Source organism: Kutzneria viridogrisea DSM 43870 (assembly GCF_000525635.1).
In the GTDB taxonomy this organism is placed as follows: Bacteria; Actinomycetota; Actinomycetes; order Mycobacteriales; family Pseudonocardiaceae; genus Kutzneria; species Kutzneria viridogrisea.
Genome location: NZ_CP007155.1, coordinates 6,163,532 through 6,182,439, shown reverse-complemented (window position 1 = coordinate 6,182,439; position 18,908 = coordinate 6,163,532). Strand labels below are relative to the sequence as shown.

General features: G+C 71.4%; 15 protein-coding genes and 1 pseudogene. 9 read left to right on the top strand and 7 right to left on the bottom strand.

Going from position 1 to position 18,908, the window contains the following annotated elements; genetic code table 11:
* Positions 1-137 precede the first annotated feature (137 nt).
* The 3 genes and pseudogenes from KALB_RS27405 to KALB_RS27400 form a co-directional block, all read right to left on the bottom strand.
* Positions 138-803: pseudogene (locus KALB_RS27405) on the bottom strand (enoyl-CoA hydratase-related protein); the annotation flags it as partial.
* A gap of 15 nt (positions 804-818) precedes the next feature.
* On the bottom strand, positions 819-980 hold the full coding sequence (locus KALB_RS48730; protein ID WP_201771824.1) for a hypothetical protein: 162 nt from the start codon (positions 978-980) through the stop codon (positions 819-821).
* A 42-nt stretch (positions 981-1,022) separates the two neighbouring features.
* Positions 1,023-1,991, bottom strand: coding sequence for an SDR family oxidoreductase (locus KALB_RS27400; protein ID WP_025358883.1), 969 nt, complete (start codon positions 1,989-1,991; stop codon positions 1,023-1,025).
* Between the two features lie 126 nt (positions 1,992-2,117).
* Between KALB_RS27400 and KALB_RS27395 the strand changes: the two genes are divergently transcribed.
* Together KALB_RS27395 and KALB_RS27390 are read left to right on the top strand one after the other, a co-directional pair.
* Complete coding sequence (locus KALB_RS27395) at positions 2,118-2,708, top strand: TetR family transcriptional regulator (RefSeq protein ID WP_025358882.1); 591 nt, start codon at positions 2,118-2,120, stop codon at positions 2,706-2,708.
* 166 nt (positions 2,709-2,874) lie between these two features.
* A complete protein-coding gene (locus tag KALB_RS27390) occupies positions 2,875-4,158 on the top strand; it encodes an NAD(P)/FAD-dependent oxidoreductase (protein WP_025358881.1) in 1,284 nt (427 codons plus the stop codon).
* A gap of 5 nt (positions 4,159-4,163) precedes the next feature.
* Here the strand turns inward: KALB_RS27390 and KALB_RS27385 are convergent, their stop codons facing one another.
* From KALB_RS27385 to KALB_RS27375, 3 genes are all read right to left on the bottom strand, one after another.
* Positions 4,164-5,366: a PucR family transcriptional regulator gene (locus KALB_RS27385; RefSeq protein WP_025358880.1), complete on the bottom strand. Its 1,203-nt coding sequence runs from the start codon at positions 5,364-5,366 to the stop codon at positions 4,164-4,166.
* A 92-nt stretch (positions 5,367-5,458) separates the two neighbouring features.
* Positions 5,459-6,304 (bottom strand): M55 family metallopeptidase, encoded by an 846-nt coding sequence (locus KALB_RS27380; RefSeq protein WP_025358879.1) that lies wholly within the window; start codon positions 6,302-6,304, stop codon positions 5,459-5,461.
* A gap of 6 nt (positions 6,305-6,310) precedes the next feature.
* On the bottom strand, positions 6,311-8,281 hold the full coding sequence (locus KALB_RS27375) for a S9 family peptidase (protein ID WP_025358878.1): 1,971 nt from the start codon (positions 8,279-8,281) through the stop codon (positions 6,311-6,313).
* A 290-nt stretch (positions 8,282-8,571) separates the two neighbouring features.
* Between KALB_RS27375 and KALB_RS44315 the strand changes: the two genes are divergently transcribed.
* From KALB_RS44315 to KALB_RS27340, 7 genes are all read left to right on the top strand, one after another.
* On the top strand, positions 8,572-9,219 hold the full coding sequence (locus KALB_RS44315) for a TetR/AcrR family transcriptional regulator (protein ID WP_025358877.1): 648 nt from the start codon (positions 8,572-8,574) through the stop codon (positions 9,217-9,219).
* Positions 9,212-10,357 carry a dipeptidase gene (locus KALB_RS44310; RefSeq protein ID WP_025358876.1) on the top strand — a complete coding sequence of 382 codons (1,146 nt, stop codon included), beginning with the start codon at positions 9,212-9,214 and terminating at the stop codon, positions 10,355-10,357. The genes KALB_RS44315 and KALB_RS44310 overlap by 8 nt, the downstream gene beginning before the upstream one ends.
* A 23-nt stretch (positions 10,358-10,380) precedes the next feature.
* Positions 10,381-11,745, top strand: coding sequence for a serine hydrolase (locus KALB_RS27360; protein ID WP_025358875.1), 1,365 nt, complete (start codon positions 10,381-10,383; stop codon positions 11,743-11,745).
* 2 nt (positions 11,746-11,747) lie between these two features.
* Positions 11,748-13,307 carry a CocE/NonD family hydrolase gene (locus KALB_RS27355; RefSeq protein WP_025358874.1) on the top strand — a complete coding sequence of 520 codons (1,560 nt, stop codon included), beginning with the start codon at positions 11,748-11,750 and terminating at the stop codon, positions 13,305-13,307.
* A complete protein-coding gene (locus tag KALB_RS27350) occupies positions 13,304-14,938 on the top strand; it encodes a CocE/NonD family hydrolase (protein ID WP_025358873.1) in 1,635 nt (544 codons plus the stop codon). The genes KALB_RS27355 and KALB_RS27350 overlap by 4 nt, the downstream gene beginning before the upstream one ends.
* Positions 14,939-15,002: 64 nt before the next feature.
* On the top strand, positions 15,003-16,430 hold the full coding sequence (locus KALB_RS27345) for an MFS transporter (protein WP_158510830.1): 1,428 nt from the start codon (positions 15,003-15,005) through the stop codon (positions 16,428-16,430).
* Positions 16,431-16,434: 4 nt separating this feature from the next.
* Positions 16,435-17,760, top strand: coding sequence for an NAD(P)/FAD-dependent oxidoreductase (locus KALB_RS27340; RefSeq protein WP_025358871.1), 1,326 nt, complete (start codon positions 16,435-16,437; stop codon positions 17,758-17,760).
* A gap of 179 nt (positions 17,761-17,939) precedes the next feature.
* On the opposite strand, the gene KALB_RS27335 is transcribed toward KALB_RS27340, so the two are convergent.
* Complete coding sequence (locus tag KALB_RS27335; RefSeq protein ID WP_042220841.1) at positions 17,940-18,902, bottom strand: helix-turn-helix transcriptional regulator; 963 nt, start codon at positions 18,900-18,902, stop codon at positions 17,940-17,942.
* Positions 18,903-18,908: the final 6 nt, after the last annotated feature.

Below are 18,908 nucleotides of genomic sequence, written 5' to 3'. Positions count from 1 at the left end.
AGGATGGCCACCTTATCGGCGGCACGGATCGCGGGTGACAGAGCGGCGCGTCGAGAACGCTCGACGCGCCGCATGGGTGCCCTGAGGAACTGTGCTGGGCGGCCCGCTCTCGGACCAGGACGGCCGCCGCGCGGTTGTTACCAGGGCAGCGGTTCGGCGAAATTCGGTGGGCGGTGCTCGACTTGGGCGGTGAGCGCCTCCACGAGGTCCGGCCCGAAGAAGCTCATCGCCTCGAACCCGAGTGAGGCTTCGAAGGCGGGGGTCGCGGTCCGTAGCCAGTGGTTGAGCGAGCGTTTGGTCCAGCGCAAAGCGTGTTGCGGGCCGGTAGCCATGCGTTCGGCGATGCCGAGTGCGGTGTCGAGCACCTCGCTGGGCGGGACCGCGAGGCTCACCAGGCCGATTCGCTCGGCCACCTCGCCGGTGAGGTCTTCTGAGGCGAGCAGGTAGAGCTTGGCCTTGGCCAGGCCGCACAGCAGGGGCCAGATCATCACGGAGTGATCTCCCGCGGCGATGCCTTGCAGGAGGTGCCCGTCGATCAGGCGCGCGTCGGTCGAGGCGACGCTGATGTCGGCGAGCAGGCCGGTCGCGAGCCCCGATCCCATGGCCTCGCCGTTGATGGCGGAGACGATCGGCTTGTCGCAGTTGACGATGCCGTGCGTGTTGGCCAGGCCCTCGCGAATGAGATTGACGGTGTTGTCGTAGTTGCCGGGGTTGGCGAGCATCTCGTCGATGCCGTCGTTGCCTTCGACCGTCCAGAACCGCTCACCCGTGCCGGTGATGACCGCGACGCGCAACTCTGGGTCGTCGGCGAAATCGCGTCAGATGTAACTGATTTCGGTGTGGCGGCGGGTGAGGGTGGGGGCTGGGTATCCGTCGGGCGCGGCGATCGTGATGAGCAGGATCCCGTTGTCGCGCCGCTCGAGTGTGAGTGTCTGGTACTTGCCCCAGTCGATGGTGGGACGTAGGTCGTCGATGGGCATGGCTGACCTTCTCTCCTGGGTTGGTGTCTTCGGGTGTGCCCGTCAGCGTTGGCTGTGCTGGTGCGAGCCGTGGCGGGGCAACCAGATCTCCTCGGCGCGGATGCTGGCCTCCGGAGTGAAGTAGTCGCCGGTCTTGAGGTCCTCGAGCAAGGTTGCGTGCTCCGGCGTCCAGCCCAGCAGCGCCCGGGTGTGCTCGCTGGAGACGGGCACGTCGAGGGAGAAGAACCTGGCCAGGAACGGGTTCCTGAGATGCTCGGAGGCCTGCTCGAGGGTCAGCGAGATGGTGGGGATGTCGAGGATCCGCGCGATCTGTTCGGCGATGCTCTTGATCGTGATGGTGCTTTCGCCGACGCCGTGCAGCACGCTGCCGGCGGGAGCCTTCTCCAACGCCAACCGGAAGAGGCGGGCGGCATCGGCGCGATGGACCGCTGGCCAACGATTGGCGCCGTCACCGATGTAGGCCGAGACGCCCGCCCTGCGCGCGGCCGCGATGAGAGCCGGAACGAACCCGTAATCACCCGGGCCGTGCACGGTCGGCGCGAGTCGCACGACGCTGGATCGGACCCCCAGATCGGCGAAGCCCAGACAGGCCTGCTCGCCCGCGATACGAAAGGCAGCGACCGAATCGGGATCCGGCGCGTCCTGCTCGGTGCTGACCCGGCCAGCCCTGGTCACCAACGTGCCCGACGTGCTGACCAATGGCTTGCCGGACCCGGTCAGTGCGTGACCAAGCGCCTCGATCGCGGCGCGGTCGCGGCGGATGAGGTCGTCCGGATCGGCGTAGTCGCCGCCGTATGCCATGTGCAGGACGCCGTCAGCGGCTTCGGCGCCGCCGCGCAGGCTGTCGAGGTCGTCCAAGGAGCCGCGGTGTGGTGTGGCGCCCAGCGACTCCAGCCGAGCGGCGGCGGCTTCCGAGCGGGCCAGGCCGGTGACGGTGTGGCCGGCCGCGAGGAGTTCGGCGACGACAGTGGGGCCGGTCTGGCCGGTGCCACCGGTGACAAAGACATGCATGAACACACTCTCCCGGTTAACGCCAGTGACTGGCGCTACGTAGCGCCAGTCACTGACTCTACGCGTAGCGCCAGTCGCTGGCGCAATGTGGTGTCAGTCACTGGCGCAAAGCGGTAGGCTCGGGGCGTGCCACGGAGCGGAGCGGAAGCGCGTCGCCGCCTTCAACAGGCGGCCCTGGAGCTGTATCAGGAACGGGGGTTCGACCAGACCACGGCGGCGGAGATCGCCGCCCGGGCCGGGGTCAACGAGCGCACCTTCTTCCGGCACTTCCCGGACAAGCGCGAGGTGCTCTTCGACGGCGAAGCCGACCTACGCGCTGCTCTGATGCAGTCGGTGGCCGAAGCCCCCGACGGGCTCGAGCCGTTCGAAGTACTGCTGCGCGCCTTCCGGAAATCCGCGAAAAACCTGCAGAACAACCGTCCGTTCTCCGAACCACGGTGGAAAATCATCGCCAAGACACCGGCGCTGCGCGAACGCGAGTTGGCCAAGCACGCGTCGCTCACCGATGCCGTGGCGGAGGCGCTGCGGCAGCGCGGTGTCGGTGACGGGCCCGCCGGCCTGGCCGCCCGGACCGGCTGGGCCGCCTATCAGCACGCGGTCCAAGCCTGGATCGACGACCCCGCGCAGAGTTTGGACGCGCATCTCTCCCAGGCCTTCGACGATCTACGCGCCCTCGCCGCGCCCACCCTGCCGAGGCGGGCGGGCCCCGAACACTGATACAGCCCACCCGCGGTGGTGATGGCGAGCCGGTCAGGTTGTCCGTCGGCGCCACAGGTGTCGTCCCGGCTGGGGAGAATCTTCGACTCCAGTCGACTGCGTTCGCCCGGGGATGGCCCAGAAACTGGAGCAGGCCACGGGAATCGGTTCGGCGAGAGGACACAGCATGAGTACGGACATGGTCGTGATCGGGGCTGGGGTGATCGGTTCGTCGATCGCGCTCGAACTCGCGCGGGCGGGGCACCGGGTGATCGTGCTCGAGCGGGCGCCGGGACCGGGGCAAGGGTCGACGTCGGCCTCGAGTGCGGTGGTGCGGTTCAACTTCTCGACCACCGCCGGAGTGGCGATGGCGTGGGAGGCGCACTTCGACTGGCTCGACTGGGCAGGCCACCTCGGGCACGAGGTCGGCGACCTCGCCACGTTCCGGAAGTGCGGCCTCGTCATGCTGGACGTCGACGCGGCTCCCCGCGCGTCGTGGCTCCCGTTGTTCGACAAGATCGGCGTGCCCTACGAGGAATGGGACAGTGCGACGCTGGCGGAGCGGATCCCGGGTATCGACACCGGCCGCTACTGGCCGCCGAAACGTCTTGACGAGGACGGTTTCTGGAAGGATGCGCAACACTCGCTCGGCGGCGTGTACACACCGGATGCGGGCTACGTCTCGGACCCGGCCCTCGCCGCCGTCAACCTGGCGGCCGCGGCATCCGCTCACGGTGCGGAGTTCCGGTTTCGCAGCACCGTGAGGTCGGTGGAGGAGGCGGGGGGACGGGTGGTGGCGGTGCGGTTGTCGGACGGCAGCCGGATCCCGTGCGATGTGGTCGTGAACGCGGCCGGTCCGTGGTCCGGCGCGGTGAACCGGCTGGCGGGCGTGGGTTCCGACTTCACCATCGGCGTGCGCCCGATGCGGCAGGAGGTCGCGCACGTGCCGGTTGCGGCGGGCTACCGCGGACCCGCGGTGGCGGACATGGACCTGGGCACCTACTTCCGCGGTGAGGTCGGCGGGGATCTGCTCGTCGGCGGAACGGAACCGGAATGCGATCCGCTGCCGTGGATCGACGACCCGGACACCGTCGACATCCATCCGACGACCGCGGTGTTCGAGGCCCAGGTGACGCGGGCGGCGCGGCGGCTGCCGGAGCTGGCGGTGCCGAACCGGGCGCGCGGGGTCGTGGGCGTCTACGACGTGGCCGAGGACTGGAGCCCGATCTACGACCGCACCGAACTCGGCGGCTTCTACGTCGCGATCGGAACCAGCGGCAACCAGTTCAAGAACGCGCCGGTCGTCGGGCAGCTCATGGCGGAACTCATCGGCCGGGTCGAGAACGGCGCCGACCACGACGCGTCGCCGGTGCGGTTGCGCGCGCCGCGCACCGGACTGGAGATCGACCTGGGTGCGTTCTCCCGCAAGCGCAGCCGCAACACCGCGACCTCGGGCACGGTGATGGGCTGAGCCGCTCAGACCAGGCGCCGCATCCGGGCGACCTTGATCCCGAGATGCAGTGCCAGGCGTTGTTCCCCGTCCGCGAGGTCCACGCTGGCGACCTGTTCGATCCGCCGCAGCCGCTGGTAGATGCTCGCCCGGTGCACGGAAAGGACCTCCGCCACCGTGCGGACGTCGCCGGCGCGGTCGAGGAACAGTTCCGCGGTGGCGAACAGGACGGGGTCGGCCTTCAGCAGCCGGCTCACCATCGAGTCCAGCTGGCCCGGGAGCCGGTCGGGCGCAAGGCCGACGAGCAGCCCGTAGACCCCGAGCTTGCCGAACTCCGCTACCGGCCGGAAGAACGGCACGGCATCGGCGACCTGCGCCGCCTGCGCCGCACCCCGGTACGAGGACACCACATCCGCAAGCGCGGGCGCGGGCGGCCCCACTCCCACGACGACGCTGTGCCCCTTGCCCGCCCGGCCGAACAGCCGGGATGCCGTGCCGTACACCGCCATCGGGAGGTCCGGGCAGCGGCGCAGGGCCGGTTCGGTGGTGACGAGCACTCCGTGGGTGGGCCGCACCATGCGGAGGCATTCCCGCGCTGGCAACAACTGGGCCGCCCGGTCCAGCGACACCGACAATGCCAGCCGATCGTCCTCGTCGAGGTCCGCGCCGTCCGCGGGCACCGCGACCACCACGATGCACACGGCGGCCCCGCGGGCGGCGAACAGGCCGCTCTCGGTCAGGCGGGCCGCGGCGGACCTGCGCGTCTCGGGTTCGTCGGAAATGAGGTCACGCAACAGCTCACCGCTGCGCGCGCTCTGCTGGTCAGACAAAACCCGTTCCCGGAACAGGATTTCGCCGGCCTGGTCCGCGAAGGACGAGGCGACGGCCAGGTCGGGGTCGCCGACCGCCCGATCCTGCTCGATGAGCCACAGGCAGCCGAAGTGCATTCCCCGACAGCGCACCGGAATCGCGATCCGGGGGTAGGCACGCAGTTCCGGATTGGCGGGCAGCCGCACCGGACGGGTGGCCTTGGACAGCTCGTAGCCGCGGAGCCAGGCGACGCCCTCCGGCGGGACCTCTCGCGTGAGGACGACCGCCTTCCGCAGTTCGTCGACCTCCCCGCTCTGCGAGCTGTAGGCGAGCAGCCGGAACGCGCTGTCGTCGACGGCGACCGGCCGCCCCAGCCGCCGGGCGAGTGCGTCGACTAGGTGCTGCAATTCGTTGCTCATGGTCCCCGCGCCCCTGGTCAAGGCGCCTCTCGCGAGGCCGGAAGGCTATCATGCTACACCGTAGCCTGATACGGGCAAGGGCGTCTTCTGCATCAACGGCGGAACGCGAGCGCGGAGGTTTGCTGCGCGGCCAGGGCGGCGAGGTAGTACCACGCCATGATCGCCCGGAGCAGCTCGTCGACACTGGAGGTGCGGTACCGGAGGGTGTGGGCGGCGATCCGTTGGGTGCCGGGCGTGACCGCGGCGAGGTCCGCACCCAGCGCGGAGGCGAAGTCGACCTCCAGGTCCAGCTGCTCCGGGACGGGTCGTACGGACAGGTGGGAAACCTCGGCGGTCACCTGGGCCACGACCTCTTCGATCGCGGCACATGCGGTCGCGGGGTGCAGGGAACCAGCCGCCGACCAGCCGATCGCCTCCTTGGTTTCCACCGTCCGGACACCGGGAAAGGCTTCCCGGGCCACCGCGCAGATCTGGTCGTCACCGGTGAGCGCGCCGATCGGTACTGCCCGGTCGGCGGCGTACAACGCGTTGACCTCGGCCTCGGAAACCGCCGCACCGTTGATCCGGACCTGGGTGAAGTTGGCCGAGAACGTGTGGGAGAGGACGCCCGGCGCGCCGGCCGCGGCGTGATAGCCGACGAAGATCGCGACGGCGGCGTCTCGGCTGAGGCCCTGGGCCATGCACGCGGGACGCGGCGCCCCGGTGACGATCCGCGCGCGTGGATCCAGGTCGGCCACCAGGAGGTTGTCCATCGTGCCGTGGCTGTCGCTGACGAGGACCTCGGTCGCGCCGCCCGCGAAAGCGCCGCGGATCGCCGCGTTCGCCTCGGCCGTCATCAACGACTGCGCCCGGGGATAGCCGGAGCCGCCGCGCAGGACCTGATCGAGCGCCGCGATGCCGGCGACCCCCTCGAGATCGACCGAGATGTAGACCAGCACGAACAGTCACCTCCCGGACCGCGCGTCGGCCGGCATGAACCGGGTGAACCAGTCGAGGACGCGCGTGCAGTAGTCGACGGTGGCGGGGAAGGTGCGGATGCCGTGGCCCTCGGCCGGGTAGACGACCAGTGCGGACTCCACGCCGTGATCGAGCAGCGCACGGTGGAACTGGTGTGCTTCGGTGGCGGGAGTGCAGAGGTCCAGCGCGCCGGCGACGTTCAGGCACGGGGTCCGGACGTTCGCGACGTAGGTGAGCGGGCTGCGAGCCTCGTACACGCCACCCGCCTCGGACGGCTCGGCCCGAACCACGTTCGTGACGAACCGCGGGATGTTGGTCGTGTAGTACAGCGAGCGCCAATGGGTGACCGGAGCGACGGGGACCGCCGCCTTGAACCGGCTGTCCTGGGTCACGAGCCACGCGGTCATGTACCCGCCGTAGCTGCCGCCCATCACACCGATTCGCGCTGGGTCCACCGGGCCGGCATCGACGAGGTGGTCGACACCGGCCAGGATGTCGCCGCCGTCGAGTCCGCCGACGTCCCCGAGAACCGGTGCCACGAACTCCGGCCCCCGACCCGAGGATCCGCGCGGATTCGGGCACAGCACGGCGTATCCGTGGCTGGCGAGCAACGCGATGATCGGGTTGCTGCCGAGCCACCGGTCGCGGAACGCCCAGATGGGCCCGCCGTGCAGGTAGACGATCAGCGGATGCGGCCCTGGCCGGTTGGGCGTCACGAACAACCCTTCGATCCGTTCACCGTCCGGCGCCTCCCAGGAGAGCGTGGCGCAGTCGCCGATCTGGGCCCGCAGCGCCTCGGTTCCGGCATGGGTGGCGGTGACCAGTACGGTGCTTGCGCCCGCCAGCCGGTGCACGATCGCGGGCGGTTTCCGGTACTGCTGGACGGCGGCGAGGACGGTTTCGTCGGGTTGGACGTACGCGTCCGGCTCGTGGAGGCCGCCGAGACCGGCTTCGGTCGCCCAGAGCTCGCGGGTCTCGCCGCTCACGAGGTCGTGGACGCCCACGACGCTGGCGAGTCCGCGCATCCCGCTGAAGGCCAGACGGCGGTCGTCCAGCCATTGGGCGGCCGTGACCTGGACCTGTCCGGTGTCGACGGGGCGCGGCTGTCCATTGTGGTCGAACAGCAGCAGCGTCCCGGCGATGATGCCGCGGTCGGAGCAGTCCGCCTCGACCGCGGCGATCCATGCCCCGCCGGGGGAGCCGGTGGGCCGGCCCAGTTGCCGTTCGCTGCGGTAGAGCTCGGTGGCCACGCCGGTGTCCAGGTCGATGACCGACAAGTGCGCGCGGTACCAGTCGCTTTCGGTGGCCCCAGCGGAGACGACGGCGACCGCGCGGTCCGGGCCCGCGTAGCCGACCTCCCAGACGGTGTGGCCGCACGGAACGGGACGCGTCGCGCCCGTTTCGGCCTCGACCAGCCACAGCGACCGTCCTGGGCTCGTGGTCGCGGCGGTGTCGACGGCCGGGAGCCAGTTCGCCGGGCCGGCGGTCCCGGGCCGGTGGCCGGAACCCTCCGCCCCGGCCTTGTCGGCTCCCGGATCGGCCACCCGGACCAGTAGCGAGGCACCGGTGGGTGCCCAGACGCACTGCTCGGCCGCGCCCGGCAAGTGGATCTCGCGGCAACCGTCCGGGCCCTGCACGCACAGGTGGTGCCCGCGTCGCGGGTCCGCGGCGGACAGGTAGGCCAGCCGGGTTCCGTCGCAGGACCAGGTGGCCGCGTGACTGTCCGCCTTGCCGTCACTGACTTGCGCGAGCTCGCCCTCACGGATGCGCACGATGACGCGGCGCAGCGGGTCGTTCAGCGAGTCGCACACGGTCGCCGTGGCGAGGACCTCGGCAGACCCCGGGCGGCCGGACACCTCGGTGAGGTCCGAAGCGCGGAGCTCGCCGGGGGAGTGCATCAGGCGGAAGAACTCGGTGACCCGGCGCCAGGTGGCGCCGAACCGCACGTCGGTGTCCATGACTCTCCTGAGGACGATGGGCAGGGTTCCGCAGCGATCACGGTGTGGTCTCGGGGTGAGCCGGCGACACCGGGATTTCGGCTCCGGACGGTCACTTTGCCGCGAATCTAGCCGCGTGCCGCGAGCCCCGCGCGTGACAGCTGTCGTGTCGCGGACCCCCGCCGGTTGACAGCTGTCAGGGGCCTCGGCGGTGGCGGGCAGCCCATGCTGTGGCGGTCCCGGCGGCCTTGACCGCGAAATACGCTACGACGTAGCCTATTTCGATCCCGCCGCCGAAGATGGAGGCAATCGTGAGTTCAGTTCAGGGTGCGACTCCGGGTCCGCGCCGCCGCGGACCAGCCCGGAGCTTCACCCGTGACCAGGTGGTCCGCGCCGCCCTCGACGAGCTTCGGGACAACGGCATCGACGCGGTGTCGTTCCGAAGCGTGTCGCGCAGGCTGGGCGTGAACCCCATGGCGCTCTACACCTACGTCGCCGACAAGGACGAACTGCTCTCGGCCATGTTCGACCAGGTCTTCAGCGCGATCGGCGATGCGCTCCCGGACGAGGTCGAGGACCCGAGGCAGGGGCTCACCGCGTTCTTCACCGCCGCGTTCCGGCTCATGGTCGAGTACGCGGACCTGTCCCGCCTCGTGCGGCCCACGGCCGTCGGCATGGATCTCGACCTCGCCGAGCGCGTCTACCGCATGCTCGCCGATCTCGGGGTGGACCGGTCGCGCATCGCGGACGTCCACCTCGCTCTCCTCGAACTGACCATCGGCAGCGCGGCCGCCGCGCACGCTCGCGTCCTACCGGCCGAACAGCGCGCCGCCGACCCGGAGCGCCCGCTGCTGTCGGCCGTGCTGCGCCGGGTCGAGGACCTGAACGTGGCGGACCACTTCGCGCGCACCTTCGGACTGCTCCTGGACGCACTCGTGAACGGAGGCGGTTATGCCTGAGTACGGCAGTTTCCCGTTTGGACTGTCGCCTGAGGACGAAGCGCGGGCCGCCCGGCTGCACCGCGACTCGATCGTGATCGACATGACCTACCAGGGCCCGTGTTCCCCGGACGTGTGGACCGAACAGCTGCGTGCCGAACTGCCGGAATCAGCGGATTACGGTACAGCGGCGTCGTTTCTGCTCGAGAAGGCGATCCGCGGCGAGTTTCCCGAGTACCGCGCCCTCTTCGACGCCTCGGGCGCGACGACCGGCCTCACCGGGTGTGTGCTGGAGAATGCGCAGGGCGTCCTCGAAGCCGCGGCGGAAACGGCGCGGACGCTCGCCGCGTTCGACTGGCTGCGCCCGGCCCGGCGCGCGGAGGACATCCGCGAGGCCCACGCCGACGGGGAGCACGCACTGGTCGGCATGTGCCAGCTGAACATGCTGCGCCCGAGCGACATCGACCTGCTCGACGCGGCCGCGGCGCTGGGCGTGGCGCACACCGTCGACTGCGCCTACAACACGGCGACCTTCATTGGCGCCGGGTGCACCGAACGCAACGACCCGGGCCTGAGCGCGTTCGGGAACGCCTTCGTGGACCGGTGCAACGCCATCGGGGTCATCGTCGACACCGCGCATTCGGGCCCCCGCACGACGATCGACGCGTGCGCCCGCTCGGCGGCGCCGGTCCTCGCCACCCACACCTCGGCCGCGGCGCTGTACGCCTGCGATCGCGCGAAGAGCGACGAGGAGTTGCAGGCGATCGCGGCCACCGGCGGGGTGATCGGCGTGGTCGCGGTCCCGTTCTTCCTCACCGACCTCGCCGCCGATCCGGCCCCCACGATCGAACTGACCCTCGACCACATCGACTACCTGGTGCGGCTGGTCGGGGCCGAGCACGTCGGGATCGGCACCGACTGGCCGCTCGCGCTGCCGGCCGAGGTCCTGGAGCGGACGTTCCTGCCGATGGCGTTGTCCACCATGGGTTTCCGGCCGGACCACCAGCTCGACGTCGCGGCCACGCTGGACGGGTTCCGGGACTACCGGGACCTGGTCAACATCACCCGCGGGCTGGTTTCCCGCGGCTATTCCGACCAGCAGATCGAAATGATCCTGGGCGGCAACTTCCTACGCGTTTTCGAGCAGGTCGTCGGCTGAACGACAACGAAGGAGTGCCAGCAATGATCACTGCGGAAGAGTTGCGGGACCGGCTCGGCCGGCTCGTGCGGGAACACAACGTCACCGGCGCCGCGGCCGCCGTCGCGGTGGGCGAGGAGGTCGTGACCGCTCACACGGGCTGCGCCAACACCACGACCTCGCTGCCGGTCCGTCACGACACCTTGTTCGCGGCGGGATCGGTCACGAAGGTCTTCACCGCTTCGCTCGTGATGACCCTGGTGGACGACGGGCTCGTCGAACTGGACGCGCCCGTGCAACGGTACCTGCCGAGTTTCCGGCTGGCCGACCCGGCGGCCTCGAAGCAGATCACGGTGCGGATGCTGCTCAACCACACCGCGGGGATCTCAGGGCATTGCATGTTCGGCCTGCCGCGCAGCCCGGAGGTCGTGGCGCAGCAGGTGGAATTGCTGCGGGACCACCCGTTCACCTCGCCGCCCGGCAAGTTCTGGTCGTACTCGAACGGCGGGATGGTCGTCGCCGGCCGCATCGCCGAGGTGGTGACCGGGCAGACCTGGGACGACGCGCTCGCCGAGCGCATCCTGCGCCCGCTCGGGGCGCACGGCACGACCTACCCGGAGGAGATGATCCTCGGGTCCACCGCGGTGGGCCACCTGGTCGACCCCGTGTCGGGCGAGGTGACCCGCGTGCCCCGGCTGCTGGTCGACTCCGCCAACGGACCGGCCGGCGCCACGCTCTGGTGCGACATCGAGGCGATGATCGGGTTCGGGCAGATGCACCTGCGCGAAGGCCGGTCGGTCGACGGGAAGCAGGTGCTCGACGCGGAATCGGTCGCGCTCATGCAGACCCCGTCGCTCGATCCGCGATGGGGCCTGGACTTCGACAACTGGGGCCTGGGCTGGTACATCCGCGGTACCGGGGCCGGGCGCACGCTGGGCCACACCGGCGGGAACGCCGGGTCGCACTCGATCCTGACGATCGCGCCGGAGCACGGCTGCGCCATCGCGGTGCTCACCAACAGCAGCGCCGGCGCGCTCGTGAACGCCGCCCTGACCCGCGAACTGCTTCAGGACCTCTGCGGCATCTCGGCGGCTCCCGCGCCGGACACGCCCGCCGAGCCGGTCGCCGTCGACCTCGACCGCTATGTCGGCACGTACCAGGCGGAGGGCGGCACGGTGACCGTCACCGTGCGGGACGACCGGCTGAACGTGGTGCAGGACATGGATGCGAGTCTGACCGAGCACCTGGACCTGATCGCGCCCGGCGTGGTGCCGCTGCCGCCGATGACGCTGACCCCGTTCGCCCCGGACGGCCGGTTCCTCAGCGATGTGGGGCTGCCCGTCAGCTTCGTCGACGACGGTTCGTACGTCTACGTCGGCCGGATCTTCCGGCGCGTGTCCGCGGCGTAGCCATGCGTTTTCTCGACGAGTACGGCGTCGACGTCCGATTCGACGAGGCAATCGCCGGGTCCGACGGCTGCCGCCTGTCGGTGAACATGTTCCGGCCCAACGGAATCCGGCCGTCCGCCACGGTGATCGCGTGGACTCCCTTCGGCAACGGACGGTCCACCCCCCTCGGCCCCTCGCCCGTCCCGTCGCTGGGGTCGCCGCGGCACTGCCGTCGCCTCGCCGCGGCGGCACAGGTGACCGTGGTGTCGGTGGACATCCGCGGCCGCGGCGACTCCGACGGGGAATTCGTTCCGTTCGTCCACGAGCAGGCCGACGCCGACGCGGTTGTGACGGCGCTCGCCGGACACCCGTGGTGCGCCGGCCCGGTCGTGGTGATGGGGCAGGGCTACGGCGCCGCCTGCGCGGTCGCCGCGGCCCGGAACGCGACCGGGCTCGTGACGGCGGCGTTCCTGATCAGCCCGCCCGGCGGGCCCGGGGAGGTGTTCCCGGGGCGGGACGGCGTCCGGCGCGCGGACCTGCTGGTCTGGCGCCACCTCATGGCCGGACGGCATCCGCTGCCGACCGGGTTCGCCGACTGGGCCGAGGTGCTGACCCGGCCGTGGCAGGAGCAGGAGCACGGCCTCGGGCACGAAAACCTCGGGTGGGCCGACTTCGGCGCCACGGCCGCCGGGCTGCCCGGCGACGCGCCGCTGCCGGTCCCCGTCACGATCCTGACCGGCTGGTGGGACCCGGCGTGCCGCCCGTCGTGGGCACTGGCCCGCAGCTGCCCGGACGCCGAGCTGGTGGTCGGCCCGTGGACGGCGTACGCGGCGCGGCACCCGTCGCAGCACGTTGGCGGCATCGACTGGGGCCCTGGCAGCGTCGTCGATCCGCTGGAGTTGCAGGTGGATCTGCTCCACCGGGCGAGCGAACCCGCCCGGCGCACCCGCGTGTTCGTTACCGGGGACAACGCCTGGCACGACCTGCCGCGCGCCCCGTCGACCGTCGAGTGGACGCTGCGCCCGTCGTCCTCGCGGGGAGCATGGACGACGGCGGGCGATGGACAGCTCGCCGACACCGCGGGCACGGGCGCGGACGAGTTCACCAGCGACCTGGCGGACCCGGTGCCCGCCCAGCCGAGCCTAGGGCAGGCCGTCAGCCCGAGCGCGCCCGCGCAACTCGATCTGACCTTTGTGGACGGTCGGCACGACGTGCTCGTCTACACGTCCGCGCCACTGCCCGCGCCGCGCCTGGTCCTCGGGGAGCTGACGCTCGAACTGGACGCGGACAGCGATTCGCCCGCCGAGGCGCTCTGGGTGGCGTCGGTCGAGGACGTGTTCCCCGGCGGGACGGCGAGCCTGCACCTGGCGCTCGGCGTGGCGGCCGTCCGGCCCGGCGAGCGAAAGGCGGTGCTGCGGCTGGGTCCGATCGGGCACCGGTTCCTGCCCGGGCACCGGGTGCGGCTGCGGCTCGCCGCCACCTGCGCGCCGCTGTTCCGTCCGGCCGACCACGTCCCCGCGCGGGAGCAGCGCCGCGTGCACCACGCGGGCACCGCGCTGCGGCTTCCGGAGGTCGTGCGATGAGTTCCATCCGGAGAATCCTCTGGGCCAGGCGGATTCCGACCGGCGACGGCGAACTGGTCGCCGACGTCGTCTTCCCGCCCGGACACGACGAGACGACCGGCCCGCTGCCCACCCTGGTCGCGCGCACGCCCTACGGCCGGCAGAGCTTCCTGCACGAGGTCTGGCTGCGGCTGGTCGATCGCGGCTACGTGCTGGTGGCCTGCGACCTGCGCGGCCGGGGCGACTCCGACGGGCGGTTCGCGCCGTGGCAGCGGGACACCGGCGACGGGGTCACGGTCATCGAATGGGCCGCGGCGCAGCCGTGGTCGGACGGACGGGTCGGCACGATCGGCGGCAGCTACGACGGCCTGACCCAGTGGTGGGCGGCCGCGGGCCGGCCGGCGCCGTTGCGGTGCATCGTGCCGATGGCCGTCGGGGTTCGCGGCCGCCCGGGCGGGCGGCCGTTCATGGACACCGGCATTCCCTGGCAGTACTGGATGTGGTGGTTCGCGCTCACCGCGGGGCGGACCCGGCAGGACGTCACCGCGCCGGCGTGGGGACGCCACTGGGCGCACCGTCCATTGCGGACCTTCCACGAGGCGGTCGGCTTTCCCACCGCCGCCTGGCCCGACTACGTCGAGGGCCGCATCGACTGCCTCGGGCCGGGCTGGCGGCTGAGCGAGGAGGAGCTCGCCGCCGTCGACCTGCCCGCCCTGATCGTGCTCGGCTGGTGGGACGACCTGACCACGCTGGAGACCTGGCAGGCCCTGCAAGCCGGCCCGCACGCGTCGAACAAGCACTTGCTCGTCGGGGCGTGGGATCACGTCGGCAACATCGTGCCCCGCGCCCGGCTCGGCGGCGAGGACGTGTCCGCGGGGTCCCTCGACCCGCTCGCGGTGGTCGGTGAGTTCCTGGACCACCACCTCAAAGGCGGCACCGTCCCGGAGCTGCCGCGCGCCAGGATGTGGCACAGCGGGGCTAACCGCTGGGAAGATCTGGCCGGCTATCCGGGCGGCACCGGCGAGCGGGTGCTGCACCTGGCGCTCGACGAGTCCGGCAGCGGTGTCCTGCGGCGGGATGCGCCGGGGCCGGACACCACGGACGAGTGGCTACACGACGCCGCCGACCCCGTCGCGACGTTGACCCCGCTCGACGCCTTCGCCTGGAGTGATCCGCCGCACGACCAGCGCTATCTGGAAGCCCGGCCGGACGTTCGCGTCTACACCTCCGCGCCCCTGACCGCACCGGTGACGGTCAGCGGACGCGTGCGGTTCGAGCTGTCGGTGTCGGCCGACGCCGCCGACGCCGACGTGTTCGCCTGGATCACCGACGTCCACCCCGACGGCCGATCCATGCTCCCCGCCGGGTTCGAGCTCGAAGGGCGGCGGCTCAGTGTCCGCAATGGACCGCGGCCCGAGCCGCTGACCGACGGGGAAGTCGTGTGGGTCGGTGTCGACGCGCAATGGCTGCACCACACCTTCGCCGCCGGGCACCGCATCCGCGTGCTCATCAGCTCGGCCTTCACCCCGACCTGCGCGCCGGCCACCGGCAGCCACGCGCAGTGGGCAGACCAGGAACACGGGCGTCCCTTCGCCGTGCGGGTCCACCACGGGCCCGCGCACCCGAGCACCGTGCACCTTCCGCTCCAGTAGCTCCCGGGCTGTCCCGTCCCGCGCAGCCCACCCATTCATCCGGAGGCAGTCAATGTCGACTCCAGTGGATTCCGGCAGAACGAGAGCGCACCGCATCGCATCGGTCACCGTGCTGTGCGTGGTCGCGCTCACCTACTCGACCCTCGAGGGGATGGTCGCCCCCGCACTGCCGATCCTGCAGCAGGCCGTCGGTGCCTCACCCGCGGCCATCGCCTGGGTGTTCACCGGGCTGCTGCTGTCCGGCACGGTCGCCGCGCCGCTGATCGGCCGCCTCGCCGACGTGTACGGGCCCAAGCGGGTGCTGCTCGCCGTCCTGGCCCTCGTCGCGCTTGGCACGTTGCTCGCCGGTCTCGCCGGCTCGATGGTCGTGCTCGCGCTCGGCCAGGCGTTGCAGGGATTCGGGCTCGGCTTCGTGCCGCTGTCGATCGCGATCCTCAGCGGCACGCGGCGCGGTTCGTCCGGCAAGGGCGGGGTCGGGATGATCATCGGGATGTCCGGGCTCGGCACGGTCGCCGGTGGCCTCCTCGCCGGTCCGCTGCTCACCGTGCTCCCGTACCGGTTCATCTACTGGATCCCGCTCGCAGTGCTGGTCCTGACGGGGCTGCTCGCGGCCCGGGTGCTGACGGCCACCGCGCCGAGCGCCCAGCGCCGGATCGACTGGGCGGGCGCCGTCCTGCTGTGCGGGGGACTGGTGGCGCTGCTGCTGGGCATCACGTTCGTCCCCACCGCGGGCTGGAGTTCCTGGCTGGTCCTGGCCCTGCTCACCGGCGCGGTCGTGCTGCTCGCGGTCTTCCTCCTCGTGGAGCGGCGTACCGCGCAGCCATTGGTCGACCTGCGGGTCGGCGGCCGCTCGATGTTCGTCACGTACGTGATCGGGTTCGCGACCGGCTGGGCGGGCTCGGCGACGTTCGTTTTGTTGCCGCTGATTGTCTCCGCACCCACCGCGTCCGGCTACGGGCTTGGCGAAAGCCCGCTGACCACCGGCGTGCTGCTCACCGTGTTCGGGCTGCTCGGCGCGGCCGCCGCCCCGTTCGCCGCGCCTTTGGAGCGGCTGACCGGTCCGCGGCTCCTGCTGGTGTTGTCGTGCCTCCCGCTTCTCGCGGCCCCGGTCGTGCTCCTCTTCGGACACCCCGACCTCACCCGGCTCGTGATCGCCGCCGGGCTGATCGGGCTCGGTTCCGGGCTCGGCTTCTCGCAGGCGATGAACATCGTCGTGGGCGCCGTGCCGGTGGACCGTCTCGGCAGCGCGAGCAGCACGGTCTACGTGGTGCGCGGCGTCGGCAGCACACTGGGCTCGCAGGTCACGGGCAGCCTGCTCACCCTCATGGTGCTTCCCCAGCTCGGAGTCTCGGCGTGGGGCGGCTTCCTCGCCGCCCTGATCACCGCCGCCGTGGTCGCGGTCGTGGCCACCCTCACCGCGGGCAGCCTGCCGCGGGGAAGGACGAGCCTGCCCGTCCAGAGCCCGGAGCCCGTGCCGAATCCAAGGAGCTGACAGGATGAAACACGTTCCGCCACAACGGGTTGTGGTCGTCGGGGCGGGAGCGGTGGGGCTCTCGTGCGCGTGGTTCCTGCTGGAGCACGGCGCCGAGGTCACCGTCCTGGACCGGTCGGGCGTGGGAGCCGGCGCCTCCTGGGGCAACGCCGGATACCTCACCCCGGCGATGGCGGCACCCCTACCCGAACCCGCGCTCCTGCGTGAGGGCGTGCGAAGCCTGCTCACCCCGGGCTCGCCGGTCACGGTCACCGGACCGGTGTCCGCCGCGACGCTGGCGTTCCTGGCTGGCTTCGCCCGGAACTCGACCAGCGCACGGTGGCGGCGGGGAATGGCCGCGTTGGGTCCGCTGTGCCGGGACAGCCTCCCAGCGTTCGACGAACTCGTCACTGGCGGCGTCGTGGCGGAAACTCACGAGGCAACTATCCGGATCGGATTCGGGGACGGCGAGGACCCCGCCGGTCTCGAACACGAACTGGCCGCCGCCCGCGCGGCCGGGCAAACCGTGCGCTACCAGTCAACCATCAGCCACGAACCGCCGTTTTCCCATCGCATCAAGCAGATCGTGCACCTGGACGGCCAGCGTTTCCTCGCGCCGGGCCGGTTCCTCGACGCGCTGGCCGAGGCCGTGCGCGAGCGGGGCGGCCAGATCCTCGACGGCGCCCAGGCCCGTTCCGTCGGGTTCGGCCCCGCAGGTCTCCAGGTCGACACCTGGACCGGCCCGCCCCACCGCGGTGAGGCCGTCATCTTGGCCACCGGCGCGTGGCTGCCACAGCTGACCAGTCGGCTCGGCGTGCGGATCCCGGTCCAGGCCGGCCGCGGCTATTCGTGCAGCATCCCGCTCGCCCAGCCGATCACCACCCCGATCTACCTCCCCGGCGTCCGGGTCGCCCTGACGCCGTACGGAAACCGCGTCCGTGTCGCGGGAACCATGGAGATCAGCGACCGCGACGCGCCGTTCGACCGCCGCCGCCTCGACGCGATCCTGCGCTCGATCCACCCCCTGATCGACGGGGCCGACTGGGCCGACGTGCAGGACCCGTGGGTCGGCGCCCGTCCCCTGACCCCCGACGGTCTGCCCCTGATCGGCCCGACCGCGGTGGACGGCATCCACATCGCGGGCGGCCACGGCATGTGGGGCCTCACCCTCGGACCCGTCACCGGCAAACTCCTCGCCCGACAGATCATGACCGGCACCGCCCTACCCGAACTCGCCCCCTTCCACCCACTCCGCTCCCCGTGGAGCGGCGCCTTGCGCCTCCGTGCGTGGGGTCGGCCGAGGGCCGCGGCTCCAGGCGAGGTGTCGTTTTCCGGATTGCGTGCCCGCTGAACAGGGGCGATGCGGGGTGCGTGCGGTGGGTAGCGTGGTGGGTTCCCCGGCAGGCAGGCTGGTGCTTGGCCATCACAGCCATCCGGGCAAGCCGCCCCAGTCCTTGTCGGCCTGCCTCCCTGGGGCGCGGACTCCGGGCGATCCCTCCCCGACGCCCGGAGTCCGCGCCGAGGCACGGGTCAGCGAGTGTGGCGGAGCAGGGTCCGCGACGGTGGGTGGCCGTAGGCGCGGCGGTAGTAGTGGGCGAAGTGGCCGGGGTGGAAGAAGCCCCAGCGGGCGGCGATCTCGGTGACGGTGACCCCGGTGGTCGGGTCGGCGGCCACGAGTTCCTGGTGGGCGTGGTGCATGCGGACCTGGCGCAGGTAGCCCATGGGGGTCGTGCTGCGGTGGCGGCGGAAGGCGTACTGCAAGGCGCGGATGCTGACGTGGGTGGCGGCGGCGATGTCGGCGAGGCTGATGTCGCGGTGGGCGTGGTCGTCGATGAAACCGATCGCCCGTCGCAGTGTGGCCGAGTGGGCGTCGTGGCGGTCCTCGATGGTGGGGTCGGTCAGTGCGGTGTGGGGGAAGGTGGCCAGCACCATGGCCGCCAGCAACTGGGTTGCGGTGGAGGCGATCAACGGCGCGCCCCGCAGCGCCGGGGCGGTCGCGACGTGGTCGCGCAGGAAGGTGATGGTGCGCAGCAGTTGCTGGCCCGCAGCCGGGGAGATTGGCCGGTAGCTGGTCAACCGCACCGGGGCCTCGATGCGGCCGGGCGCGGTCCCGGCCACCTGCGACAACAACGCAGGCTCCAGCATGGTGTAGCTGATGTGCGCATGGCTCAGCCGGCCGGCGAAGGGCCGGTCGGGTTGGGCGACCAGGAACACCTCACCCGGGCCATGGCTGTCCTCCACGCCCCCGGTTCCCACATGCGGAAAGGTGCCGGACTCCACTCCGATCAGGCACAGGCTGCCCGGTGGGGTGGCGGCGTAGTCCACCTCGAAGCGCCAGTCGGCCAGATCCAGGCTGACCGGCCCCAACGGGTTCACGATGAGCCGCACTTTGTGCTGGTCTTGGGACCGGACCTTGAACCGCGTCGACGCGTAGCCCGTGCTGACGAATTCCTGGATCTCGTCCAGGTCGGTGCTTTGGAAAACCAGTCCCATGATGGT

Excerpts from the sequence above, each read along its gene's own strand:
- KALB_RS27355 (WP_025358874.1), top strand. The coding sequence starts at position 11,748 with ATGCGTTTTCTCGACGAGTACGGCGTCGACGTCCGATTCGACGAGGCA.
- KALB_RS27350 (WP_025358873.1), top strand. The coding sequence starts at position 13,304 with ATGAGTTCCATCCGGAGAATCCTCTGGGCCAGGCGGATTCCGACCGGC.
- KALB_RS27360 (WP_025358875.1), top strand. The coding sequence starts at position 10,381 with ATGATCACTGCGGAAGAGTTGCGGGACCGGCTCGGCCGGCTCGTGCGG.
- KALB_RS27390 (WP_025358881.1), top strand. The coding sequence starts at position 2,875 with ATGAGTACGGACATGGTCGTGATCGGGGCTGGGGTGATCGGTTCGTCG.
- KALB_RS27375 (WP_025358878.1), bottom strand. The coding sequence starts at position 8,281 with ATGGACACCGACGTGCGGTTCGGCGCCACCTGGCGCCGGGTCACCGAG.
- KALB_RS48730 (WP_201771824.1), bottom strand. The coding sequence starts at position 980 with ATGCCCATCGACGACCTACGTCCCACCATCGACTGGGGCAAGTACCAG.
- KALB_RS27340 (WP_025358871.1), top strand. The coding sequence starts at position 16,435 with ATGAAACACGTTCCGCCACAACGGGTTGTGGTCGTCGGGGCGGGAGCG.
- KALB_RS27385 (WP_025358880.1), bottom strand. The coding sequence starts at position 5,366 with ATGAGCAACGAATTGCAGCACCTAGTCGACGCACTCGCCCGGCGGCTG.
- KALB_RS27400 (WP_025358883.1), bottom strand. The coding sequence starts at position 1,991 with ATGCATGTCTTTGTCACCGGTGGCACCGGCCAGACCGGCCCCACTGTC.
- KALB_RS44310 (WP_025358876.1), top strand. The coding sequence starts at position 9,212 with ATGCCTGAGTACGGCAGTTTCCCGTTTGGACTGTCGCCTGAGGACGAA.
- KALB_RS27335 (WP_042220841.1), bottom strand. The coding sequence starts at position 18,902 with ATGGGACTGGTTTTCCAAAGCACCGACCTGGACGAGATCCAGGAATTC.